This is a genomic window from Herbaspirillum sp. CF444, from assembly GCF_000282135.1.
Lineage (GTDB): Bacteria > Pseudomonadota > Gammaproteobacteria > Burkholderiales > Burkholderiaceae_D > Herbaspirillum.
In genome coordinates this window covers 236,239-256,480 of sequence record NZ_AKJW01000061.1, presented here as the reverse complement: position 1 = coordinate 256,480, position 20,242 = coordinate 236,239, and the positions used below count along the sequence as shown (strand labels likewise).

Below are 20,242 nucleotides of genomic sequence, written 5' to 3'. Positions count from 1 at the left end.
GCGGCTTGTAGCCGATGCAGCGCATGCGCACCGGCGTTGCGTATGCCGTCACCGCGACGCCGTCGATCAGCACCTGGCCCTTGCCCTGCTCGATCTTGTGCAGGCCGGCCAGCGCGCGCAGCAAGCTGCTCTTGCCGGAACCGGAACGGCCGACGATGCCGACCTTCTCGCCCGGGCGGATCGCCAGCGAAACGTTGTCCAGCGCCGGCCGCTCGTTCTTGTCCAGATGCAGCGTCAGGTTGATCACCTGGATCAGGCCGCTCATGTCCTGGCGCAGGACATCGGCGATTTCCTGCGGGGCTTCGTCGTCGAACATGTCTTCGAACGCGGCGCGTGCGCGCCTGAACATTTCCAGGCGTCCCAGCACCGTCGCCACCGACGACGTCATCGAGGTGGCGCGGCTGATCAGCAGCGAACTGGCGATCAGTGCGCCGACCGTCAGCGCGTTGTCTTCCACCAGATACACGCCGACCACCAGCGTAGCGACCGAAATCAGCGTATTGCCGACGGCCGAGGTGGCATAACCGATATTCATCCAGAAACGGCTCTTGGCGAGACTCACCGCATTGTCGGCGGCATCCGCCAGGAAGGTCTCGACCAGCCGGTATTGCAAGGGCGAAGTTTTCAGCGTTTCCATGCCGAACACCAGACCGGCCAGCTTGTCGGTCTTGCCGATGCCGAATTTCATCGCGGCGTTGCCGTAGTCGGTGGCCGGGATCTTGCACAGCAGTTGCGCCCCCACCAGCATCGCGCCACCCACCAGCATGACCCACACCAGATGACCGCCGATCATGCCCAGCGCCACCAGATACAGCAGCAGGAAAGGCAGGTCGACCAGCACCAGCATGTAGTTCGACGACAGCAGATCGCGCGCATTGCTGAGGTCGCGGTACTTGGCCAGCACCACGCCGACCGGCGCCGTCACTTTGGATTCCAGCAGGCGGCGCGCCGACGCGCTGTCGAACTCGACGTCGAAACGTCCCGCCAGTTGCTCGACGTAATACACCCGTATCACGCGCAGGATCAGTTCCAGCGCGATGAACAAGCCCATGCCCAGCGTCAGCGCCCACAGCGTTTCCGGAATGTGGTTGCCGATCACCTTGTCGTACACCAGGCGCGAATAGATCGGCATGAACAGGCCGAACACGTTGATCAGCACGCCGGCCACGATGATCTCGACGAAGCGGCTGCCGTAGGCGCGCATCAGCGTCAGGTACACCGGGTCCTTGCGCAGGGAGCGCAAATCGGCCTGTGGCTGATCGACGTGGATTTGGTCGCTTTCGTTCATGAGATGGTCGGGTTCAGGTTCGGGTCCGGGTTCTGTTCAGGTGAACATAAAGATCAGGCGTTGTTCTTGCCGGAGCTAGAAATCTCGCGGAGAGCTTCGCGGATTTCGAGACGCAGATCCTTGACCATGGTCACGCGGCCGCTGCGCATTTCGTCGATGACGGTTTGGGTATTGATGTTCTGACGCATCAGCGCTTCGGTAATCGAAGTCATCGAGGTCGGGATGGCGCCAAGGTTCTTGACGCGGTCGTTCATCATCGCCATGTGCTTGGCCAGGTCGATCTGCAGTTGGCGCGACGACAAGGCGTCGCGCGTCATGTTGCTGGAGTTCTCGCCGATGGCCTTGCCCAGTTCGCCCAGACGCTCGGACACGGCCGAATGGATTTCGCCCTGATGCTGGATCGCGCCGAGTTCGTCGGCGATGCGGATGGAAATCTGGTTGAGCAAGGTCGGCATCTGCGCGATGTGCTGCGCGGTTTTTTCGGTCATGTTGGCCGCTTCCGACTGCTGCGCCTGCAAGGAGGTCAGCGCCGACGACAGCGACATCTGGCCGCTTTCCATGGTGGAGACGATCTTCGGCAACATGTCGAAACTGCGCAGGGCGATGTCGCCGTTGACCGACAGGCGTTCCTCCAGCAGCGACAAGCTTTGGGTCAGGTCGCGCGCCGAGGTCATCTTCTGATTGATGATCTGGCCGACGTTGCGGATTTCTTCCAGGGTCTGCTGACCGACTTCGTGCATGCGCGGACCGAAGGACACCAGCTGGCGCAGGTTTTTCGATTCATCCATGCTGGCATGGAACAGCTCGACGATGTTGTTGAGGCGCTCGTTCATGCCTTCGAGCTTGATGCCGGCCTGCATCGAGGCTTCCGAGCTGGCGCGCGAGGCCATGATGGATTCGCGCTGCAGCACCATCAAGTCTTGCAGAAACTCAGCGAGGAATTGCTCCGAAACACCCTGGCGGCCGGAAGCACCCGCAGCGGGACCGTTCATGTCATGGATCACGTGCTGCACCATGTCGCTGATGCATTCACGCGCACGCCCCGTCAGCTTCTTGCCGGCAGCGCGCAGCGGCGTCAGCGTCAGGCCCAATGCCAGCGAACCGATCAGGCCGAACATCGACGCCGAGAACGCGGTACCCATGCTGGCCAGCGGTTTTTGCAGGTCGGACACCAGATGCATGAAGGACGCATCCATGTCGCCGCCCTGGGTCGCCTTGCCGAAACCGTCGATCAACGCAGCGGTGCCGACCAGGGTTTCCAGCAAGCCGATGAAGGTACCCAGCAGGCCGAGCGCGATCATGAAGCCGGTCAGGAATTGCGGGAATTCCGTTTTGGCTTCCAGATGCGATTGCAGGTCCGACAACGAGCGCTCAATGGTTTCCTGTTCGATACGCGAAGTCAGGCGACCTTTGGTGCTGGCGACGCTGGTCAGCACTTTGCCGATTTCGCTGTTCTGAAATTCCGGCGCCTTGGCCAGCTCCATCATCTCTTCGCCGCCGCTGACGCGCGCATAGAACAAGGTCAGCTTGTTGTATTCCCAGTTGACGCGCCAGATGTTGTAGACGATCAGCGAAACGCCGAACACGGCCACGCTGATGATGAACAGGTTCAGGAAGGGATTGATCCGGATCGCATGCATCACGAAGTCCCTGAACAGGAAGCCGCCCAGTAACAGGAACATGGACGGAATCGCAGCGAGTGCATAAAAATTGCGCAGGTTTTTCATACGATCAGGTTCCGAAAAAAGGAAAACAAATAGTTAAACAATCAAGATACAGCTTGTTCATTGCGGCCTCGTGACGCCATCACGGCGGCATCAAGACCTAACGCGGCTCCCTGAGCGCGGTCTGTCCGAAGCGGTTCAGCGGCGACATCAGGTATTGCCAGACGGTGCGGCGGCCGACGATCATGTCGGCGGTGGCGGTCATGCCCGGCATCAGCGCGACGCTATGATCGATCTCGCGCGGATCGCGCGTGACTTCAATCTTGACGCGGTAAAAGCGCTCGCCGCGTTCTTCCGGCACGGTGTCGGCGCTGACTTCGGTCACCACGCCCTTCATCGCGCCGTAGACGCCGTAGTCATAGGCGGACACCTTCACCCGCGCGGGCGCGCCGGCCACCAGTTGGGCGCGGTCGGTCGGCGAAACCTTGGCTTCGATCACCAGCTTGTCGTCGGTCGGCGTCATTTCGATGATGGCGTCGCCCGGCTTGACCACGCCGCCGACGGTGTTCATCAGCACGCGGTTGACCACGCCGTCCATCGGCGCGCGTACTTCGGAGCGCGAAACACGGTCGTTGCGCGATTTGATTTCTTCCTGCAGGCGCGCCAGTTCGTTTTCACTGACGGTCAGGTCGCTGCGCGCATCGGCGCGGAAGCGCGACGACGCCTCGCCCATCTTGGCCTGCGCTTCGGCGATCGCCGCATTCAGGCGCGGGATCATGGCGTTGGTGGCGGACAGGCGGCTCTGCGCATCCTGCGCCTTGGACAGCGACTGGATGTCTTCCAGCTGCGAGGCGGCATTGCGCTCGAACATGCCGTGCACCAGCTTGTACTGACGCTGCGCCAGATCGTATTCGGAGATCAGGCTCTTCTGGCGGCTGACGGCCTCGCCGACTTCCGCCTGGCGTTGCGCCGACTGCTCCCGCAGCACGCTCATCTCTTGCGTCAGCTTGGCCTGGCGCGCGGTGAAGGACGCCAGCTCGCTCTGCACCGCCGGATCGTCATTCCCGAGATCGGGCGGCATGGTCACCGACGACGCGCCGCCGGCTTCCGCCTTGAGGCGCGCCACGCGCGCGCGCAGGCCCAGAATCTTGACGTTGCCTTCGCCGAGATCGGCATTGGCGCGCACGTCGGCAATCGAGATCAGGATCTGGCCCTTTTTGACTGCCGCGCCTTCGCGCACCAGGATGGCGGAGACGATGCCGCCTTCCAGATGCTGGATCACCTGATTGTGTTCGGAGGCGACGATGCGGCCGGTGCCGCGCACCACCATGTCGATCTTTGCAAACCACGACCACACCAGCAGGCACAACAAGACGCCGACGGTAGCCAGGATGAAAAGCCGCGGACGCGGCAATTGCCGGTGGTCGCCCAGTTGACCGTCCACCTTGGGAGCGATCAGGCGCATCATTTGATAGCTGCGACGTTTCAACCACAGTCGCAGGCGCAGGTCCCAACGCAATTTGTCGTCGGGAAGCGTCGTCATTTTGCACCCGCCTGATATTGGATGATCACGCGCGCGTTGCTCTCGGCGCTGTTCTCGGAAGTGGCCACGCGGCTGACCACGCGCTCCTTGTCGACGCCGGCGTCGATCAGATGGTTGCGCACGGCGACGGTGCGGTAGTAGGCGCGGCGGCGCGCTTCGCTGAATTCGGCCGAACCGATCACGCCGGTGATGACGATCTTGCCCTGTTGCGATTTGACCCGTTTGACCCAGTCGCCGATGCTGCCGTCGAGCGCCTTGCCGGCCTCTTCGCTCAGTTCGGTGGTTTCTTTGTCGAAATGCAGAACCACGGCCTTGTCGCCACCGTCGATGGACAAGCCCGGTGCGATCTGTTTGGCTTTCTCGACCCGCACCTGGATATTGTTGTTGCCGGCGCTGGCGGCGTTGCTGCGCAGGCTGCCGGCGTCGGCTTGCAAGGGCGGTGCGGCCTGGCTGGTTTTGAGCTGGGAGATTTCGCGCTTGAGTTTTTCGATCTCGTCGGACTTTTCGCGGTTCTCGCTCTTCAGGCGCGCGGTGTCGGCGTCTTTGCCTTCGGGGGCGTTGACTTCATCGGGCTTGACCTTGGCGGAGCCGGACTGGGTCTGCACCATGCCCTTGGTGACCATTTTGTTGACGCGAATCTCGGCCAGCTTCTGCGAGTAGTAGAAGAGCGTCACGACGAACACCACCACCACGAAGATCATGACCAGGACGACGTTGGACAGCGCGTCCACAAACCCCGGCCAGAAATTCTGTTCTTTTCCGCTCTCCATCGCTCCCCAGACCTTCCCTATTTGCCCGCAGGCGTTTTGTTCCCGGGGGGCGTCCACGCCCGGCCGGTATTGCGCAAAATCTGATAACTGATATCCGCTTGCTGAAACAGCAACAATGCAAAATCCATGCGCGCCTGGTAGGCCTGCTGATAGGCGTCGAGCACGTCGAGCAGCTGTTTGCTGCCGGTCGACAATTGCTCCAGGAAAACATCGGCGACGTTGGCGTTGGTTTCATATGCCTCGCGCGAAATGTTCATGCGCTTTTTCACCGCGCCCAGGGTGCGATAGTTGATCTCGATCTGCTCCTTGAGCTTGCGTTCGAGGTCGGCGGCGGTATTGCTCTTCTCCACCAGCTTGGCGCCGATCTGGCTCTGGTAATAGGCATCCGAGCCGCCGTTGAGCAGGTTCATGGTCATCACCAGCATCAGGCGGCGGTCCGTGGTCAGCGTCTGGTCGCCGCCGGCGCCGCGCGTCTTGGCCTGCGACCATTCGACGGCAAAGGTCGGCGAGAACTTTGAACGCGCCGATTTCAATTCTTCGCGGACTGCTTCGGTATCGCTGCGCGCGGCGCGAATGCCGGGATTGGATTCATAGACATCTTGCAAAGCGACGCGCGACGTCGGCGGCACGGTCGGCATCATGCGCTCGGGCACCTGCACCTGCTGCACGCGTAGGCCGATCAGCTGGACCAACGACACCATGGTGCTTTCCAGCGTCCCTTCGCTCTCGGCCACGGTGGCCTCGGCCTGCAGCGAACGGCCGCGCACGCGCTCGTAGTCGATCTTGCTGGCGCCGCCGCCTTCCATGCGCTTGCGCATGTAGTCGAGCAAGTCATTCATGCGCTTGGCGTAGCTGCGCGCAAACGACAGCGAGGCGTAGGCGCGCAGCACGTCGTAGTAGGCCTTGATGGTCGAGTAATACAGTGATTCGCGCGCATCGTCGCGGCGCTGGTCGGCGGCGCGCGACATGGCGCGCTGCTTCTGGAAATCAAAGTAGGAGCCGGGTGCGAAGATCGGCTGGCGGCCGATCAGCGTGGCGTCCCAGCGCTTGTGCTGGTCGGCCTGGATGATGTTGCCGTTCTCGTCGCGAATCGATGCCGGGGAGGAATATTCCCGGCCTTTTTGCGTGCGCACATCAAGCGTCGGGCCCAATTGTCCGAGCGAGGCCTTGGCCGCATAGCCCGCCTGGTCGGCCTGCGCGACGGTAGCGGCGTAGCTGTAGCTGTTGTTGAGCGCAAGATCGAGTACCTGATCCAGCGTCAGGAAGGGTACTTGTTTGTCGTCGATGGTTTCCACCTGGACCGCGGGCAAATCAATGGCGCTGCCGGAGAAATCCGGATCGGACCTGCGCAGCAGCGCCAGGATCTCGTCGTTGGAGTCGGCTGCAGTCAGTTCGCCCCTGCCGTCCGCAGTTTGGCCGGCACGGACGATCGCATCAGCCTCGGCGTCCTGCCTTACTCGCATTTGAGGGGGTACATCCAAGGCCCGCTCTTCGTTTTTTGCCTGGGCGAGCGACAACATTCCGGGCTTTAATTTGCCGGAGGAAAATTTCTCATCGGGGGGCTGAAAGGTAACGGGCGTGTCAACTGCGGAAAATGCTTGCGACGCGACCGAGAAAACCAATGCACCAAAGACCAACTTCGTATTTCTATATGTCATTGTCAAATACAACAGACCGGCATGAGAACCGGCCCCCCTCCCCTCATACGAAAGAAAATCAACAAGTCATCGAACAGACCGACTTCAATCGTCCCCGGTAACTGCCATATATTCTTGTTGTGTATTCTTCTGGGGCATTTAGTTGTTGCCGAATTATACGTGAGGCATCGCAAACTAGCTGCTCGCATTACAAAAAAAGCAATGAATTCTATCAATTTTCTTCAATAGAAATATGAATTTATGGTGACAAAAACGACCGCTCGTGCACTTCATTGCTCGCAAACAATTTCCGTACCTTCCCATTGAAAATCTCCCAAGCAACCTCATTCTCCTTACAATACGCGGTCGCGACCCCGAGTCGTAACAGAAAAACTACTCTTTTATTCACGAGGTAAGTACATGGCGGCACCCGAGAAACAAACCCTGGGCTTTCAGGCCGAAGTCAAACAGCTGTTGCAACTGATGATTCACTCCTTGTATTCCAACAAGGAAATCTTCCTGCGCGAACTGATCTCCAATGCATCCGACGCGGCCGACAAGCTGCGCTTCGAAGCGATCAACGACAGCGCGCTGTTCGAAAACGACCCGGAACTGAAGATCAAGGTCGGCTTCGACAAGGCGGCGCGCACCATCACCATCTCCGACAACGGCATCGGCATGAATCGCGATGAAGCGATCTCCCACCTGGGCACGATCGCCAAATCCGGCACCAAGGAATTTTTCTCGAAACTGTCGGGCGACCAGCAAAAAGATGCCGCGCTGATCGGTCAGTTCGGCGTGGGCTTCTACTCCGGCTTCATCGTCGCCGACCGCATCACGGTCGAAACCCGTCGCGCCGGCACGCCGGCCGATGAAGGCGTGCGCTGGGAGTCCGAAGGCGCCGGCGAGTTCTCGATCGAAGCGATAGCCAAGCCGAACCGCGGCACCGACATCATCCTGCACCTGCGCGAAGGAGAAGACGAGTTCCTGTCGTCGTGGCAGTTGAAGTCGGTCATCCGCAAATACTCCGACCACATCTCCCTGCCTATCCTGATGCAGAAGGAAGAATGGGACGAAGAGAAGAAAGAAACCGTCCGGAAGGACGAACTCGAAACCGTCAACCAGGCCAGCGCCCTGTGGACGCGCAGCAAGTCCGACATCACGCCGGAACAGTACGAAGAGTTCTACAAGCACATCTCGCACGACTTCGGCGCGCCGCTGGCCTACACGCACAACCGCGTCGAAGGCCGCAGCGAATACACCCAGCTGCTGTACATCCCGACTCGCGCGCCGTTCGACATGTGGGACCGCAACAAGCGCGGCGGCATCAAGCTGTACGTCAAGCGCGTGTTCATCATGGACGACGCCGAGCAACTGATGCCGGTCTACTTGCGCTTCGTCAAGGGCGTGATCGATTCGGCCGACCTGCCGTTGAACGTCTCGCGTGAAATCCTGCAAGAGTCGCGCGACGTCAAGGCCATCCGCGAAGGCTCGACCAAGCGCGTGCTGAGCCTGCTGGAAGAACTGGCCAACAGCGACGAGCAAGCGCAGAAGGACAAGTACGCCGGCTTCTGGACCGAATTCGGCCAGGTGCTGAAAGAAGGCATCGGCGAAGACGCCGCCAACAAGGAACGCATCGCCAAGCTGCTGCGCTTCGCCTCGACGCACAACGACTCGGATGCGCAGACGACTTCGTTCGCCGATTACATCGGCCGCATGAAGGAAGGCCAGGACAAGATCTATTACGTCACCGGCGAAAACTACCATGCCGCCAGGAACAGCCCGCACCTGGAAATCTTCCGCAAGAAAGGCGTGGAAGTGCTGCTGCTGACCGACCGCGTCGACGAGTGGATGCTGTCCTTCCTGCAAGACTTCGACGGCAAGGAACTGGCCTCGGTGGCCAAGGGCGGCCTCGATCTCGGCAAGCTGGAAAACGAAGCCGAGAAGAAGCAGCACGAAGAAACCGAGACCCAGTTCAAGGACCTGGTCGAGAAGATGAAGACCTCGCTGGCCGACAAGGCCAAGGACGTGCGCGTGACCTTCCGCCTGACCGATTCGCCGACCTGCCTGGTGGCGGATGAGGACGAATTGTCGGGCAACCTGGTGCGCATGCTCAAGGCCGCAGGACAAGCCGCGCCGGACGCCAAGCCGATCCTGGAAATCAATCCGGACCATCCGCTGGTGCAACGCTTGAAGTACGAAGAAGCCAAGTTCGACAACTGGGCCAACATCCTGTTCGACCAGGCCCTGCTGGCCGAAGGTGGCGCGCTGACGGATCCGTCCGGCTTCGTCAAGCGCCTGAACGACATGCTGCTGGGCATGGCGTCGAAGTAAAACCGTCCTCGCCGGCATCGACGATCACTGCGGCGGCCTCCGGGTCGCCGCAGTCGTTTCCGGTTGCCATATCGATACCTGATCCGATACAGTGAGGCGAAAACGCCGACGCCGGACTCAAGCCGTAAAAGCGCCGGCGCGACAAACACGATTAATCGCCACCTAATGCGCCGTCTCCCGCCCGTGCGGAAAGCCATCGCAGAATGCACATATGGAATTCAACTTCATTTCCCCGCGCAAGAACGCGCTGGTCTACCTCATCAAAATCCTCAGTGGTTCGCTGATCCTGTGGTACGGCCTGCGCGCGGTCGGTTTGCCGGAACCCTACTGGGCGATGATCTCGCTGATCATCGTCACCGAACCGGACATGATGATCGCCAAGGCCAACTTCCGCGCGCGGCTGATCAACACCGTTTCCGGCGCCGTCATTGCCTGCCTGTGCCTGGTGGTCTTCGGCGCCAACTTCCTGTCCATGCTGATCGCCCTGACGACGGCCGTGCTGGTCGCCATGCTGTGGCAGAACTATCCGAGCAACTGGCGGCTCGGTCCGGCGACGGTGGTGATCCTGATGTCGGCGGCGTTTGCCGGCGGCGGCCTGCATGAAGAGCTGCATCTGGCCTTGCTGCGCGTGGCCGAGGTGATCACCGGCAGCACGGTCGCCCTGCTGCAGACCGTGGTGTATATCGGCTTCGTCAATCGCCTGCGCCATGTCGACTGAGCCGGGACGTTCGCGCATCCTGCTGCGGCCGTGGCGCAAAAACGACCTGGAGCCGTGCGCGGCGATGAACGCCGATCCCGAGGTGATGCGCTATTTCCCGGCGGTGCTCAATCGCAGCGAGAGCGACTACCTGGTCAGGCGTATCGAAGACCATATCAGCGAACACGGTTTCGGACTATGGGTGCTGGAGATTCCCGGCAAGCTGGCTTTCGCCGGTTTCGTCGGCCTGCTGCGCGTGCCGTTCGAGGCGCACTTCACGCCGGCGGTGGAAATCGGCTGGCGCCTGGCGCCGCAGGCCTGGGGCCAGGGTTATGCAACGGAGGCGGCGCAAGGCGTGCTGAGCCATGCCTTCCACGTATTGGGCATGAAGGAAATCGTTTCCTTCACCACCGCCGGCAACAAACGTTCGCAGGCCGTGATGCGGCGCATCGGCATGCATACCCGCGTGGAAGAAAACTTTGAACACCCGCGCCTGCCGGCCGGCCATCCGTTGCGCGTGCACGTGCTGTATCGCCTGCGTCGGGAACAATGGCTGCTGCAATCGGCCTATGACGCCGCCGGCGGACTTCCCCGGATTCTTTGACAAACTTCCATAAAAAAACCGCTGCCGGTCAGCTGATGCACTGAACCGGCAGCGGTTTTTTCGCAGCGTGGCGATCTCGTGATCGCCGGCTGCTGAACTTCTTAGTGGGTCACGCGGGTGGTGCGGCCGGACGACAGCAGACGCACGCGTTCGCCGACACGGAAGATCTCGTCTGCATCTTGCGTAATCGCGCGCAGTTCGCCGTTATCCAGACGCACGGTGATCTCCAGACCCGGCTTGTTGGCAAGGTTCGCTTCCACCTGATTGCCGGCCACGCCGCCGATCAACGCGCCGACGATGCCGGCCGCCAGTGCGCCGTTGCCGCCGCCAATCGAGGAACCGGCTGCGATGCCGCCCAGCGCGCCGCCGGCAATCGTGCCGACGCCGCTGGCGCCCTTGTCGATGGTGACGTTGCGGACCGACTCGACCACGCCCATGCGCACCGTTTGTTCACCCTGGGCCTGACGCGTGTTGTAGACGCTGGCTGAATTCGGCGTCACGGCGCAACCTGCTGCGAGCGAACTGATGGCGGCGATGAGGATTAATTTTTTCATGCAAAGCTCCGACGGAAAGTATGCCCTCCAGGGGCGATGTTCTTGCAGCGAATTCACTGCCGGCGCCATTTTTAAACGCCTTGTTTGCTGCAGACAACTATTGATATTTTAATACAGACCGCCTCTTGATCCGGATTTTTGCGATTCGTTCCCCCGCTTCATTGCGTCAGTAAGGGATGCGCCAGCGCCGGTACAACAGGCTCAGCACGAACAGCGGACCGATCAGCAAAAACCGCAGGTCTTCAAAAAACGACGGTTTCTTGCCCTCGATCTTGTGCCCGATGAACTGGCCTATCCACGCCGCCACGAAAATCGCCACCGATGCCGGCAGCACCGACGCCGCCGGCAAACGCGACAGGATCAGCAGCATCGCGCCCGCCATCGCCAGCATGCCGAACGCGAATGCCGGCGACAGCGTCAGGTAATACACCAAAGACGCAACCACGACGACGACCGCCAGCAACGGCGTCGCCGACCATAACAACCCGAGCAGCGACAGCACGATGGCCGGCACGCAGATGCAGTGGATTGCTTCATTGAGCGGATGGCGATGGCTTTCCGCATAACGCGCCAGCAACAGGTCGATGCGGCGGTGGGTGATGACGTTCATGTCTGCCTCCGGACGAAATGACGACAGCAAGGAAAATCGGAATCAGCGGCCGCCCGACACGTCGATGAAGGTGCCGGTGGCGTACGAGGCCTCATCCGACAGCAACCACAGGACGGCGTTGGCGACTTCTTCCGCGGTGCCGCCGCGCTTCATCGGCACCGCGTCCTTGAGCCGGTCGACCCGCCCGGCTTCGCCGCCGCTGGCGTGGATGTCGGTATAGATCAGGCCAGGACGAATGGCGTTGACGCGGATGCCTTCGGCGGCGACTTCCTTGGACAAGCCAATGGTGAAGGCATCGATGGCGCCTTTCGAGGCGGCGTAGTCGACGTATTCGCCGGGACCGCCCAGCTTGGCGGCCATCGACGACAGGTTGACGATGGCGCCGCCCTTGCCGCCGTGCCTGGTCGACATGCGGCGCACCGCTTCGCGCGCGCACAGGAAACTGCCGGTGACGTTGGTCAGCAGCACGCGGTTGATGCGCTCTGCCGTCATCTCTTCCACGCGCGTCTGATGCTCCAGGATGCCGGCGTTGTTGACCAGCGCGGTCAGCGTGCCCAACTCCTTGTCGACGGTCTGGAACAGATGCAGGATATCGGCTTCGACCGCCACGTCGGACTTGACCGCGATGGCGCGTCCGCCGGCCTTGACGATGCCGTCCGCCACGGCGTCGGCCGCGGCGCGATTCGATACATAGCTGATGGCGACCGCATAGCCGCGCGCGGCGGCCGATTGTGCGACTGCAGCACCGATGCCGCGGCTGCCGCCGGTGACGATGATGACTGGTTGTCCCATATGTAATTATCCTTGCATGTTGTCGTGAGGAGCCGTGGTGGCGAGAAGAAAAACTAGTGTAGCCTTATTCCCCCGGCCGCGTCTTGATGGCCGGACCTGAAAAATTTTAACCAGCCATCGCTAATCCATGTCGCGCAAACGCAGCTTCGCCCACGTCACCGACGCCAACACCCGCCTGCTGATCCTCGGCAGCCTGCCCGGTGAAGCCTCGCTGGCGCACGGCCAGTACTACGCCCATCCGCAAAACGCGTTCTGGAAACTGATGTCCGAAGTGGTCGGCGAAGATCTGCGCGCGATGGAATATGAGCGGCGGCTGCAAGCCTTGATCAGACATCATGTCGGTCTGTGGGACGTGATCGCCGAAGCGCGGCGCGAAGGCAGCCTCGACAGCAAGATCGCCGACCACGCCGGCAACGACCTGCCCGGCCTGCTCGACAAGCTGCCGCGACTGACGACGATAGGATTCAACGGCGGCACGGCGGCGCGGTTGGGATTGAAAGTATTGAAAGAACGTGCGCAGCAATATCGCATCGTGCTGCTGCCGTCGAGCAGTCCGGCGCATACGATGGCCTATGCGCAGAAGCTGGAGCAATGGCTCGCCCTCAAACTACCAGGATGAACGCGGCGACATCCAGCTTCCGCCGACTCTCGTCGGCAGCCTATAAAGCAAGCTTGCCGATGTCGGCGTAGGCGCGATTGAGCCACACCTTGACGCGCTGGCGTTCCAGCAAACCGAGCCCTGCGTTGGCGCCACCAGGCTGATTGAGCGCCGCCCAGAAGCTCGCGCTTTGCTGATCGATACGCTGCATGGTCGTATCGGGCAGACGGCGCAGGGTAACCACGTTCGCGCCCAGCGCTTCGGCGCGTTCGCGCTCGCCGGACGCTTCCAGTATTTCGAAGCGCTCTCCGCGGACTTCGTTGAGCACAATCACCAGCTTGAGCCGCCCGCCGAACTGATCGAGCCACTTGCGCAGCAGATCCACCGAATCGCGTCCCGTATCCATGACATGCCACCACGTCAGCGTGATCCCCTGCTCTTGCGCAAAGTCGAGCACGCCCGAGTCTTCGATCCACGCCGACAGCGAATGCTGGGTCTGGGCCGCGAGGTCGACCAGGATGCGGCGCTGCGGGTCTTCCAGTGCGCGTTCGACGAGAGGGTCGAGACTGTCGTGCCGATCCAGCGCGAGCGGAGCGGAGAAATCGGCATAGAAGCGCAACAGCGCGCCATGCGACTTGTCCGTGTCGAAACCGAAAAAAGGAACGTTCCAGTCGATGAAATACTGGGCCAGCACGCGGGAGACCAGCGATTTGCCGACGCCGCCTTTTTCGCCACCGATGAAGTGGATGTAGCTCATTTCTGTGGATCCTTTATTGTCGGGTGAAGGTAGGGCAAAACGAGAAAATCATGTTGCGGCGATGCGTGCATTCCAGAGCAAAATCGATGCCAGGCCCCGGCGTCACGACCGGAAAAAAACGATGTCGTAAAACGAACCGTTGAATCCGCCATTCAGAATGAGGTATTCCACGGCCCGCCCGAACAGCACGATGCCGGCAAAGACGATGGCCAGCCTCACGATGAAGAGTATTTTTTTCAGCATGGCTGCAAGTGTATATGAGGATAGCCAGAGGCCGCCGCGCCGTTTCTCAAAAAACCGGCAATTGAGCGCTCCGGAAGCCCGACAAGGTATCATTCGGCAATTCGAATTCGGGCAACGTCATGCTAATCAGAAGAAAATCCATCGAGGCGCAAGCCAACACCAAGGCCGGTCCCGGACCTGACAAGGAAAAATCCAAACCCAAGCCCAAAACCGCGGCGCCGCGCAAACCCAGGTTTGCCCCGGTCACGCTGTCGGAACAGGAAGGCATCCGCTACCTGCACTTCGGCACGGAATGGGTGCAAGGCGCCATGCGCATCCGCAAACCCGACTGGATCGAATTGGAATACGCCCAACAGATGATGAGCTGGATGCTGTTCAACGACGCACCGGCAAACATCGTCCAGCTCGGCCTCGGCACCGCGGCGCTGACCAAGTTCTGCTACCGCCAGTTTCCGGAAGCGCGCGTGACGGCGGTGGAGCTGAATCCCTCCGTCATCGCCATCTGCAACAGCATGTTCAAATTGCCGCCGGAAGACGATCGCCTGTCGGTCCTCGAAATGGACGCCAACGACTACATCCACGATCCGCAACGCGCCGGCGCCATCGATGCGCTGCAAGTCGACCTGTACGACGCCACCGCGCGCGGCCCGGTGCTCGACACGCCCGAGTTCTACGCCGCCTGCCGCGACAGCCTGAGCGACAACGGCGTGCTGACGGTCAACCTGTTCGGCGACCATCCCAGCTACGCCAAGAATCTCAAGGCGATGCGCTATGCCTTCGGCCAAGTGATCTCGCTGCCCGAAGTCCACGACGGCAACGTCGTCGCGCTCGCCTTCAAGCACAAATTCGAGCCAGATTTCCCCGCCTTATATGAACGCGCCGCAGCCATCACCGCAGCGACCAAACTGCCGGCCAAGTCGTGGGTGAATGGGATCAAGAGCAATTTCTGATCGTTGATGTTGCGACTGGATCAGGCGGCCAAGCTCCATTGACGTCGGCGCCGAGCCCATGTTTGTGACGATTGGCGCAGTTTCGGCGGATCAGAATGGCCCCCGCCTGCCTTGATTTTGCAGGGGACAGATAATTTTTTAGCTTTTTTTCAAAAAGAGGCTTCCAAGTTTGAAATTAATCGGGTTATAATCACGCCTCTTCATCGGGGGGCGTTAGCTCAGTTGGTAGAGCAGCGGACTCTTAATCCGTAGGTCGAGTGTTCGAGCCACTCACGCCCCACCAAGAATACAAAGGACTTGAATCGAAAGATTCAGGTCCTTTTTTTCCGCGCACTATTGCTGTCGTGTTTGCGCCAACGGCGGCACCTCACAAAACCGCCATAAAAAAGCCCCGGCCAACCTGGCGCAGGGCTTTCGTCTTATCTCTCTAGCTGAAAAATCGCTGCGTAACTGGGCCAATGCGCGAACCGGTGCGCGAGCCGATGCGCGAACCAGTGCGATGCGGTTCACGCCATCTCGGAAACTTATTCGACACGCGTGCTGATATGCGCATCGAACTCGCGCTGTGCAACTTCAAGCGCTTTGAGCGCATTCTGCCAAGGCTCGTAATCGGCCATGGTGAGCCATTCGGCGCCAGGGTTCTGCTTCCACTCTTCCAGTTTCGAATTCAGCAATTCGTATTCGACGAGTTGCGCTTCCAGCAAAACTTCGATTTGCGTCATCAATTCATTGGCACGCTCTGCCCATGCGTCTGGTGTTGCGGGTGTTGCGGGTGTTGCCGACGTTTCTGGCGTTTCCATGTTTTCCTCCATAAGATCGCAGAATCCTAACATGAAAGAATTGTTCGCTCCGTTATCTCGCATCGCTCCGTGTTGCTCCTCGATGGAAAGCATGGCATTCGGCGTGGCAATGACCATCATGGAATGCCCGTACCCGGACAGCACCGCTGCCTGCTTCGCGAAGTCATCGATGGGACATACGATATGATGGCAAAAAATCTACGTCAAAAAATACAATGAACTATACGAGCAGTACATTCTTCCTGTTTTTTATCGCGGTTTTCACGCTTTATTACGTGGCGCGAAATAAGAATACACAAGTGTTCATCCTTATCGGGTCATCGCTTTTCTTTTATGCGTATGAGTCCCCTCAATTATTACTGGTCTTTCTTTCGTCATGGCTGGTGACCTCCTCCACCGCCTTCGCAGTGCGATCGTCTACGCTCCACAACCGAAAGAAATGGTATGCAAGCGGTGGCGTCGCCGCCAACCTCGCCTTGCTCGCCTTTTTCAAATACAAATTCCTGTTTCTTGAACCTGCCCATTTCAATCCGGCGGGTCATTCCGATGTGGGAACATGGCTGATCCTTGCGCCGCTGCCCATCGGCATCTCCTTTTATACTTTCCATGGCATCAGCCTGCTGGTGGATACCTTCCGCAAAAGCGCCGCTACGGGAGAAAGCCGGAGCATGCCGCATTTTTTTGCGAATACGCTGCTTTACCTGGTTTTTTTCCCGCAGTTGGTGGCAGGTCCGATTATCAAGGCCAAAGAATTTTATCCCCAGGTCAAGGCAAAGAAAATGGCCGAGATCGACTTCAATAGCGTGTTTAAAACGCTGATCACCGGATACTTTCTCAAGACGGTCATTGCCGACAACCTCAGTGAACAAACCTTCTGGATCGCCTATCCCTATTTTCAATGGAAATCGCCGATGGATCTGATCGTGCTGTTGTATGGCTATTCGTTTCAGATCTTTGCGGATTTCGCGGGCTACTCGCTGATCGCCATCGGCCTCGCGCAACTGCTTGGATACAAACTCCCTGACAATTTCAACTTCCCCTATCTGTCGTCGTCGCTTGCTGAATTCTGGAGAAAATGGCATATCTCCCTGTCGAGTTTCCTTCGCGACTATCTCTATATTCCATTGGGAGGGAACAAGAAAGGCGAACTACGCACCTATGTCAATTTGCTGATTGTCATGTTCCTGGGCGGTCTGTGGCATGGCGCAGCGTGGAGTTTCGCCATATGGGGGCTATGGCACGGCATCGGATTGGCGCTCGAAAGGCCGCTCAGCCAATCGAAACTCTTTTTATCCCGTCACATTCTCATTGTTGCGATTCGCATCATTGCGGTGTTCACTTTTGTCACCCTGGGGTGGTTGCTCTTCAAATTGCAGAATTTCTCCGAGGCCTGGCTGTACCTGACCAAACTCTTCCACAACGAGCAGCCTGGCGTATCGAAGGGTGCATTGCTACTGATTGCAATCTACGGATTTCCCGTGGTTGCCTATCACTTGCTAAACCTGCTGCGCGACCGCCTCGGTACAACGCTGAAACAAGTGCTGTACGGTGTCATGCTGTTTCTGATCCTGACCAATCCGGGTCCGGCAAAGTCGTTTATTTACTTCCAATTCTGAGCATGAAGCCATCCATCTGCGTAACAGCAATCCTGCTAGGCCTCTACTCACTGTTTCTCGCCTATGGCCCCCGGCCATCCACGCTCAGCATGCAAAGTCAGTGGCAAGACAATAACCAGATCGTCGAAGCCTATTTCAGAAAAGAGATGCATGCGCCTGTGGTCTTCGTCGGCAGTTCCCTGTCCAGGCGACTGCGATTCGATGACCCGGCTTGCGCGTATAACATGGCGCTCGGCGGCGACTCTTCGCTAACCGGCCTGGCTGCAATTCTGCGCTCGTCGCATCTTCCCAAAAAAGTCTTCATCGAAATAAACGTTCCTGATCGTCCTGCCAACACAGGTCTGGTGGAAACTGCCGACAGCTTTTACAAAAAACTGGCGCCGATCTTTTATACGGAAAACATGCCCGTGAATCTGCTTTACAGCTTCCTGGCAGCACCTCACAAGAAAGATTTGAACCAACAGATCAGCGAACCGCTACGCCTGGAAGGCGTGGCGCTGCAATTGAAGGACTATGGCAATCTCATTCCTGAAGACGATCTGAGGGCGGAAATTGCGTTTTTTTCCACGGCGATCAATGCACTCGAAAAGCGTGGAATTGAGGTCGTGCTGTATGAACTGCCGATCTCGCGCGAACTGCGCGAGACACCCAAGGAACGACAAATCAAGACGGCATTTTCCGAGCAATTTCCTCGCAACAAACTGATAACCGCTCGGGATATGGGCATTGATGTTGCCAGTACCGACGGGCTGCATATGTCTGAAAACGAAGCACGCGAGGTATCGACGTGGCTGCGCCAGAGCTACGCCTCTGCCTGTCCTTGAGGTTCCCATGCCGGCTTGAAACTGCAGCGCATCCAGCCTGGCTCGCTCCACATGCTCCATGCGGGCTCGCCGGTGCAGCAATGGCGACGACTATCGTTACAATACATACCAAACAACTCGACGGGACAATCCATGGACGCAGAATTCTGGCTGGAGCGCTGGCGCGACGGCCGCACGCATTTTCATCAAACGCGCGTGACGCCGCTATTGCAGAAATACTGGCCGACGCTGGGATTGCCGCAAGACAGCCGCGTGCTGGTGCCGCTGGCGGGCAAGTCGCTGGATATGGCCTGGCTGGCGGAACAGGGACATCGCGTGCTGGGCGCGGAGTTGTCGCAACTGGCGGTGGAACAATTCTTCAGCGACAACAACCTGCAGCCGCACATCCGCGAATCGGCCTACGGCAGCCACTATACGGCCGGCAATATCGAGATCATCTGCGGCGACATTTTCAAACTCGATGCGGCGATCTTGTCGACCTGTGCCGGCGTATACGATCGTGCAGCGCTGGTGGCGTTGCCGGCGGCCATGCGCGCGCACTATGCGCAACACGTCTACGGCCAGCTGGCGAGCGATTATCGCGGCATCCTGATCACGCTCGACTATCCGCAGGAACAAATGGACGGCCCGCCCTTCTCGGTGCAGGATAGCGAAGTGCAGGCGATCTATGCGCCGCACACCGACGCCCTCGTCATCGACCGGCGCGACATCCTCGACAAGGAACCGAAGTTCCTGGAACACGGCGTGAGCCGGCTCGATACGGTGGTGTACAAGCTGCAACGCCGGGTTTAAAGCTTACTGCTTGCGCTTGCGTTGTCGTCCGCTTCACGCGGCGGCCTTCGGTGCAGGCCGCGCAACAACGCGAAGCGGCGTTCCGTTGAATCACTCCTTGAAATTCAGTCGATCATCCTGATCTTGCGCAGGAAGTCTTCGACATCCCTGGCCGCCATGTCGCGATATTTGTTGTCATAGGAACCGACCGTCACGCCGCGCTTCACGCAATCCTTGTACATCTGATTTTCCTCGGCCGGCGTAAGACGTTGTCCGGTGAGCACGACGCGCCGGCTCCAGGACGGTATGTCGGTTTCCACCATAGGGCAGTCGCGCGACGACATGCCCATCTGGAGATAGTGGGCGCCCTGATTGCCGTCGAAGCTGTGGTTGGCACCTTCATAAACGCGGTAGTCGACGACACCCGGATATTCTTCCTGCAAGCCCTTGATCTGGTCGAGACAAAATTTGGCCGGCGTGTAGTCGTCCTTGCCGCCCATCAAAAACAGCATCGGCGCACCGGTGCGATCGAAGCTGCCGTTCTTGCGGTAGCGCGAATTCTGGCAGCCCGCATAGACGGGAATATGGAAGGCGAACTGCAGGTTCTTGTCGTCGCGCAGGACGTTGTCGCGGAAGCTCTTGGTCGAGGTCTCGTTGGCCGCGATGCCGCCGCGGCTGAAGCCGATGATGCCGATCCTGCCTGCGTCAAAACGCGGATCGGCCGCGATGAATTTCAGCGCCTGGAAAGCGTCGGCGGTATCGGCGGCATTGCTGACCAGGCTCTGGTCATCGACCGTACTCGTCACGCCGCGCGGCGCGAACGAGTCGACCACGAAACTGGCGAAGCCCAGCTTGTTGAAGTACGGCGCCCAGAAGCCGGTGTCCTTGCTCTGCACGCCGGCGCTGCCGTGGGCGATGATCACGACGGGAATTTTCCCGCTGACGGGAACGGTCGGCATCGTGAGATAGCCGAAGATCTCGATCGGCTTGCCCTGCTTCTTCGCCATCTCGAACTTGTTGGCGTATTCGGCCGAGAGGAAGGAAATCTTTTGCTGCGCATAGGCCGGCGACCGCCATGCACATGCCGCCGCAAACAGCAGCAGACAAAGAACGAGTCGCAGGAAATGGTTGTTGGCGGTGGCGTGACGGCTGGCGGCGAGATGCTTCATGGTCGCTTTCTTCTGAATGTG

20 protein-coding genes and 1 tRNA gene are annotated in these 20,242 nt (G+C 59.4%); 9 read left to right on the top strand and 12 right to left on the bottom strand.

Going from position 1 to position 20,242, the window contains the following annotated elements; translation table 11 throughout:
- The 5 genes from PMI16_RS14030 to PMI16_RS14010 all read right to left on the bottom strand — a co-directional run.
- Nucleotides 1–1,288: ATP-binding cassette domain-containing protein (locus tag PMI16_RS14030; protein ID WP_007880536.1), on the bottom strand; the 1,288-nt coding region annotated here is incomplete at its 3' end.
- Nucleotides 1,289–1,341: 53 nt separating this feature from the next.
- Entirely contained in the window at nucleotides 1,342–3,015 is a 1,674-nt protein-coding gene (locus PMI16_RS14025; RefSeq protein ID WP_007880534.1) for a hypothetical protein, read from the bottom strand.
- 97 nt (nucleotides 3,016–3,112) lie between these two features.
- Entirely contained in the window at nucleotides 3,113–4,420 is a 1,308-nt protein-coding gene (locus tag PMI16_RS14020) for an HlyD family type I secretion periplasmic adaptor subunit (RefSeq protein ID WP_051994654.1), read from the bottom strand.
- A 71-nt stretch (nucleotides 4,421–4,491) separates the two neighbouring features.
- Nucleotides 4,492–5,265: a hypothetical protein gene (locus PMI16_RS14015; RefSeq protein WP_007880530.1), complete on the bottom strand. Its 774-nt coding sequence runs from the start codon at nucleotides 5,263–5,265 to the stop codon at nucleotides 4,492–4,494.
- A 17-nt stretch (nucleotides 5,266–5,282) separates the two neighbouring features.
- Nucleotides 5,283–6,785, bottom strand: a complete 1,503-nt coding sequence (locus tag PMI16_RS14010; protein WP_007880528.1) for a TolC family protein — start codon at nucleotides 6,783–6,785, stop codon at nucleotides 5,283–5,285.
- Between the two features lie 537 nt (nucleotides 6,786–7,322).
- Between PMI16_RS14010 and htpG the strand changes: the two genes are divergently transcribed.
- The 3 genes from htpG (at nucleotide 7,323) to PMI16_RS13995 (ending at nucleotide 10,537) form a co-directional block, all read left to right on the top strand.
- Complete coding sequence (gene htpG / locus PMI16_RS14005) at nucleotides 7,323–9,236, top strand: molecular chaperone HtpG (RefSeq protein ID WP_007880526.1); 1,914 nt, start codon at nucleotides 7,323–7,325, stop codon at nucleotides 9,234–9,236.
- Between the two features lie 211 nt (nucleotides 9,237–9,447).
- Nucleotides 9,448–9,954 (top strand): FUSC family protein, encoded by a 507-nt coding sequence (locus PMI16_RS14000; RefSeq protein ID WP_007880523.1) that lies wholly within the window; start codon nucleotides 9,448–9,450, stop codon nucleotides 9,952–9,954.
- Nucleotides 9,944–10,537, top strand: a complete 594-nt coding sequence (locus PMI16_RS13995; RefSeq protein ID WP_007880522.1) for a GNAT family N-acetyltransferase — start codon at nucleotides 9,944–9,946, stop codon at nucleotides 10,535–10,537. Before PMI16_RS14000 ends, PMI16_RS13995 begins: the two co-directional genes overlap by 11 nt.
- A gap of 101 nt (nucleotides 10,538–10,638) precedes the next feature.
- On the opposite strand, the gene PMI16_RS13990 is transcribed toward PMI16_RS13995, so the two are convergent.
- The 3 genes from PMI16_RS13990 to PMI16_RS13980 form a co-directional block, all read right to left on the bottom strand.
- Nucleotides 10,639–11,091, bottom strand: a complete 453-nt coding sequence (locus PMI16_RS13990) for a glycine zipper 2TM domain-containing protein (RefSeq protein ID WP_007880521.1) — start codon at nucleotides 11,089–11,091, stop codon at nucleotides 10,639–10,641.
- Between the two features lie 166 nt (nucleotides 11,092–11,257).
- The gene (locus PMI16_RS13985; protein ID WP_007880520.1) at nucleotides 11,258–11,701 is read right to left on the bottom strand and encodes an Mpo1 family 2-hydroxy fatty acid dioxygenase; all 444 of its coding nucleotides are present in this window, start codon (nucleotides 11,699–11,701) and stop codon (nucleotides 11,258–11,260) included.
- A 42-nt stretch (nucleotides 11,702–11,743) separates the two neighbouring features.
- Nucleotides 11,744–12,493, bottom strand: a complete 750-nt coding sequence (locus PMI16_RS13980) for an SDR family oxidoreductase (protein WP_007880519.1) — start codon at nucleotides 12,491–12,493, stop codon at nucleotides 11,744–11,746.
- Between the two features lie 127 nt (nucleotides 12,494–12,620).
- On the opposite strand from PMI16_RS13980, the gene PMI16_RS13975 reads away from it, so the two are divergent.
- Entirely contained in the window at nucleotides 12,621–13,112 is a 492-nt protein-coding gene (locus PMI16_RS13975) for a DNA-deoxyinosine glycosylase (protein WP_007880518.1), read from the top strand.
- A 40-nt stretch (nucleotides 13,113–13,152) separates the two neighbouring features.
- Here PMI16_RS13975 and PMI16_RS13970 read toward each other — a convergent pair whose 3' ends face one another.
- Together PMI16_RS13970 and PMI16_RS26315 are read right to left on the bottom strand one after the other, a co-directional pair.
- Nucleotides 13,153–13,848: a hypothetical protein gene (locus PMI16_RS13970; protein ID WP_007880517.1), complete on the bottom strand. Its 696-nt coding sequence runs from the start codon at nucleotides 13,846–13,848 to the stop codon at nucleotides 13,153–13,155.
- 102 nt (nucleotides 13,849–13,950) lie between these two features.
- A complete protein-coding gene (locus PMI16_RS26315; RefSeq protein WP_007880516.1) occupies nucleotides 13,951–14,091 on the bottom strand; it encodes a hypothetical protein in 141 nt (46 codons plus the stop codon).
- A 119-nt stretch (nucleotides 14,092–14,210) separates the two neighbouring features.
- On the opposite strand from PMI16_RS26315, the gene PMI16_RS13965 reads away from it, so the two are divergent.
- Both PMI16_RS13965 and PMI16_RS13960 read left to right on the top strand, forming a co-directional pair.
- Nucleotides 14,211–15,041 carry a hypothetical protein gene (locus PMI16_RS13965; protein ID WP_007880515.1) on the top strand — a complete coding sequence of 277 codons (831 nt, stop codon included), beginning with the start codon at nucleotides 14,211–14,213 and terminating at the stop codon, nucleotides 15,039–15,041.
- A gap of 207 nt (nucleotides 15,042–15,248) precedes the next feature.
- Nucleotides 15,249–15,324 (top strand) — tRNA-Lys (locus tag PMI16_RS13960).
- 241 nt (nucleotides 15,325–15,565) lie between these two features.
- Here the strand turns inward: PMI16_RS13960 and PMI16_RS26485 are convergent.
- The gene (locus tag PMI16_RS26485) at nucleotides 15,566–15,961 is read right to left on the bottom strand and encodes a hypothetical protein (RefSeq protein ID WP_237719865.1); all 396 of its coding nucleotides are present in this window, start codon (nucleotides 15,959–15,961) and stop codon (nucleotides 15,566–15,568) included.
- A 95-nt stretch (nucleotides 15,962–16,056) separates the two neighbouring features.
- On the opposite strand from PMI16_RS26485, the gene PMI16_RS13950 reads away from it, so the two are divergent.
- The 3 genes from PMI16_RS13950 (at nucleotide 16,057) to PMI16_RS13940 (ending at nucleotide 19,073) form a co-directional block, all read left to right on the top strand.
- Nucleotides 16,057–17,457, top strand: a complete 1,401-nt coding sequence (locus tag PMI16_RS13950) for an MBOAT family O-acyltransferase (RefSeq protein ID WP_007880513.1) — start codon at nucleotides 16,057–16,059, stop codon at nucleotides 17,455–17,457.
- A 2-nt stretch (nucleotides 17,458–17,459) separates the two neighbouring features.
- On the top strand, nucleotides 17,460–18,281 hold the full coding sequence (locus PMI16_RS13945; protein ID WP_007880512.1) for a hypothetical protein: 822 nt from the start codon (nucleotides 17,460–17,462) through the stop codon (nucleotides 18,279–18,281).
- Between the two features lie 132 nt (nucleotides 18,282–18,413).
- Nucleotides 18,414–19,073: a thiopurine S-methyltransferase gene (locus PMI16_RS13940; protein ID WP_007880510.1), complete on the top strand. Its 660-nt coding sequence runs from the start codon at nucleotides 18,414–18,416 to the stop codon at nucleotides 19,071–19,073.
- A gap of 104 nt (nucleotides 19,074–19,177) precedes the next feature.
- On the opposite strand, the gene PMI16_RS13935 is transcribed toward PMI16_RS13940, so the two are convergent.
- Entirely contained in the window at nucleotides 19,178–20,221 is a 1,044-nt protein-coding gene (locus tag PMI16_RS13935; RefSeq protein WP_007880508.1) for a dienelactone hydrolase family protein, read from the bottom strand.
- Between the last annotated feature and the right edge of the window lie 21 nt (nucleotides 20,222–20,242).

Coding starts and splice junctions, on each gene's coding strand:
- PMI16_RS14025 (WP_007880534.1), bottom strand. CDS start 3,015: ATGAAAAACCTGCGCAATTTTTATGCACTCGCTGCGATTCCGTCCATG.
- PMI16_RS14020 (WP_051994654.1), bottom strand. CDS start 4,420: ATGATGCGCCTGATCGCTCCCAAGGTGGACGGTCAACTGGGCGACCAC.
- PMI16_RS14015 (WP_007880530.1), bottom strand. CDS start 5,265: ATGGAGAGCGGAAAAGAACAGAATTTCTGGCCGGGGTTTGTGGACGCG.
- PMI16_RS14010 (WP_007880528.1), bottom strand. CDS start 6,785: ATGTTGTCGCTCGCCCAGGCAAAAAACGAAGAGCGGGCCTTGGATGTA.
- htpG (WP_007880526.1), top strand. CDS start 7,323: ATGGCGGCACCCGAGAAACAAACCCTGGGCTTTCAGGCCGAAGTCAAA.
- PMI16_RS14000 (WP_007880523.1), top strand. CDS start 9,448: ATGGAATTCAACTTCATTTCCCCGCGCAAGAACGCGCTGGTCTACCTC.
- PMI16_RS13995 (WP_007880522.1), top strand. CDS start 9,944: ATGTCGACTGAGCCGGGACGTTCGCGCATCCTGCTGCGGCCGTGGCGC.
- PMI16_RS13990 (WP_007880521.1), bottom strand. CDS start 11,091: ATGAAAAAATTAATCCTCATCGCCGCCATCAGTTCGCTCGCAGCAGGT.
- PMI16_RS13985 (WP_007880520.1), bottom strand. CDS start 11,701: ATGAACGTCATCACCCACCGCCGCATCGACCTGTTGCTGGCGCGTTAT.
- PMI16_RS13980 (WP_007880519.1), bottom strand. CDS start 12,493: ATGGGACAACCAGTCATCATCGTCACCGGCGGCAGCCGCGGCATCGGT.
- PMI16_RS13975 (WP_007880518.1), top strand. CDS start 12,621: ATGTCGCGCAAACGCAGCTTCGCCCACGTCACCGACGCCAACACCCGC.
- PMI16_RS13970 (WP_007880517.1), bottom strand. CDS start 13,848: ATGAGCTACATCCACTTCATCGGTGGCGAAAAAGGCGGCGTCGGCAAA.
- PMI16_RS26315 (WP_007880516.1), bottom strand. CDS start 14,091: ATGCTGAAAAAAATACTCTTCATCGTGAGGCTGGCCATCGTCTTTGCC.
- PMI16_RS13965 (WP_007880515.1), top strand. CDS start 14,211: ATGCTAATCAGAAGAAAATCCATCGAGGCGCAAGCCAACACCAAGGCC.
- PMI16_RS26485 (WP_237719865.1), bottom strand. CDS start 15,961: ATGATGGTCATTGCCACGCCGAATGCCATGCTTTCCATCGAGGAGCAA.
- PMI16_RS13950 (WP_007880513.1), top strand. CDS start 16,057: ATGAACTATACGAGCAGTACATTCTTCCTGTTTTTTATCGCGGTTTTC.
- PMI16_RS13945 (WP_007880512.1), top strand. CDS start 17,460: ATGAAGCCATCCATCTGCGTAACAGCAATCCTGCTAGGCCTCTACTCA.
- PMI16_RS13940 (WP_007880510.1), top strand. CDS start 18,414: ATGGACGCAGAATTCTGGCTGGAGCGCTGGCGCGACGGCCGCACGCAT.
- PMI16_RS13935 (WP_007880508.1), bottom strand. CDS start 20,221: ATGAAGCATCTCGCCGCCAGCCGTCACGCCACCGCCAACAACCATTTC.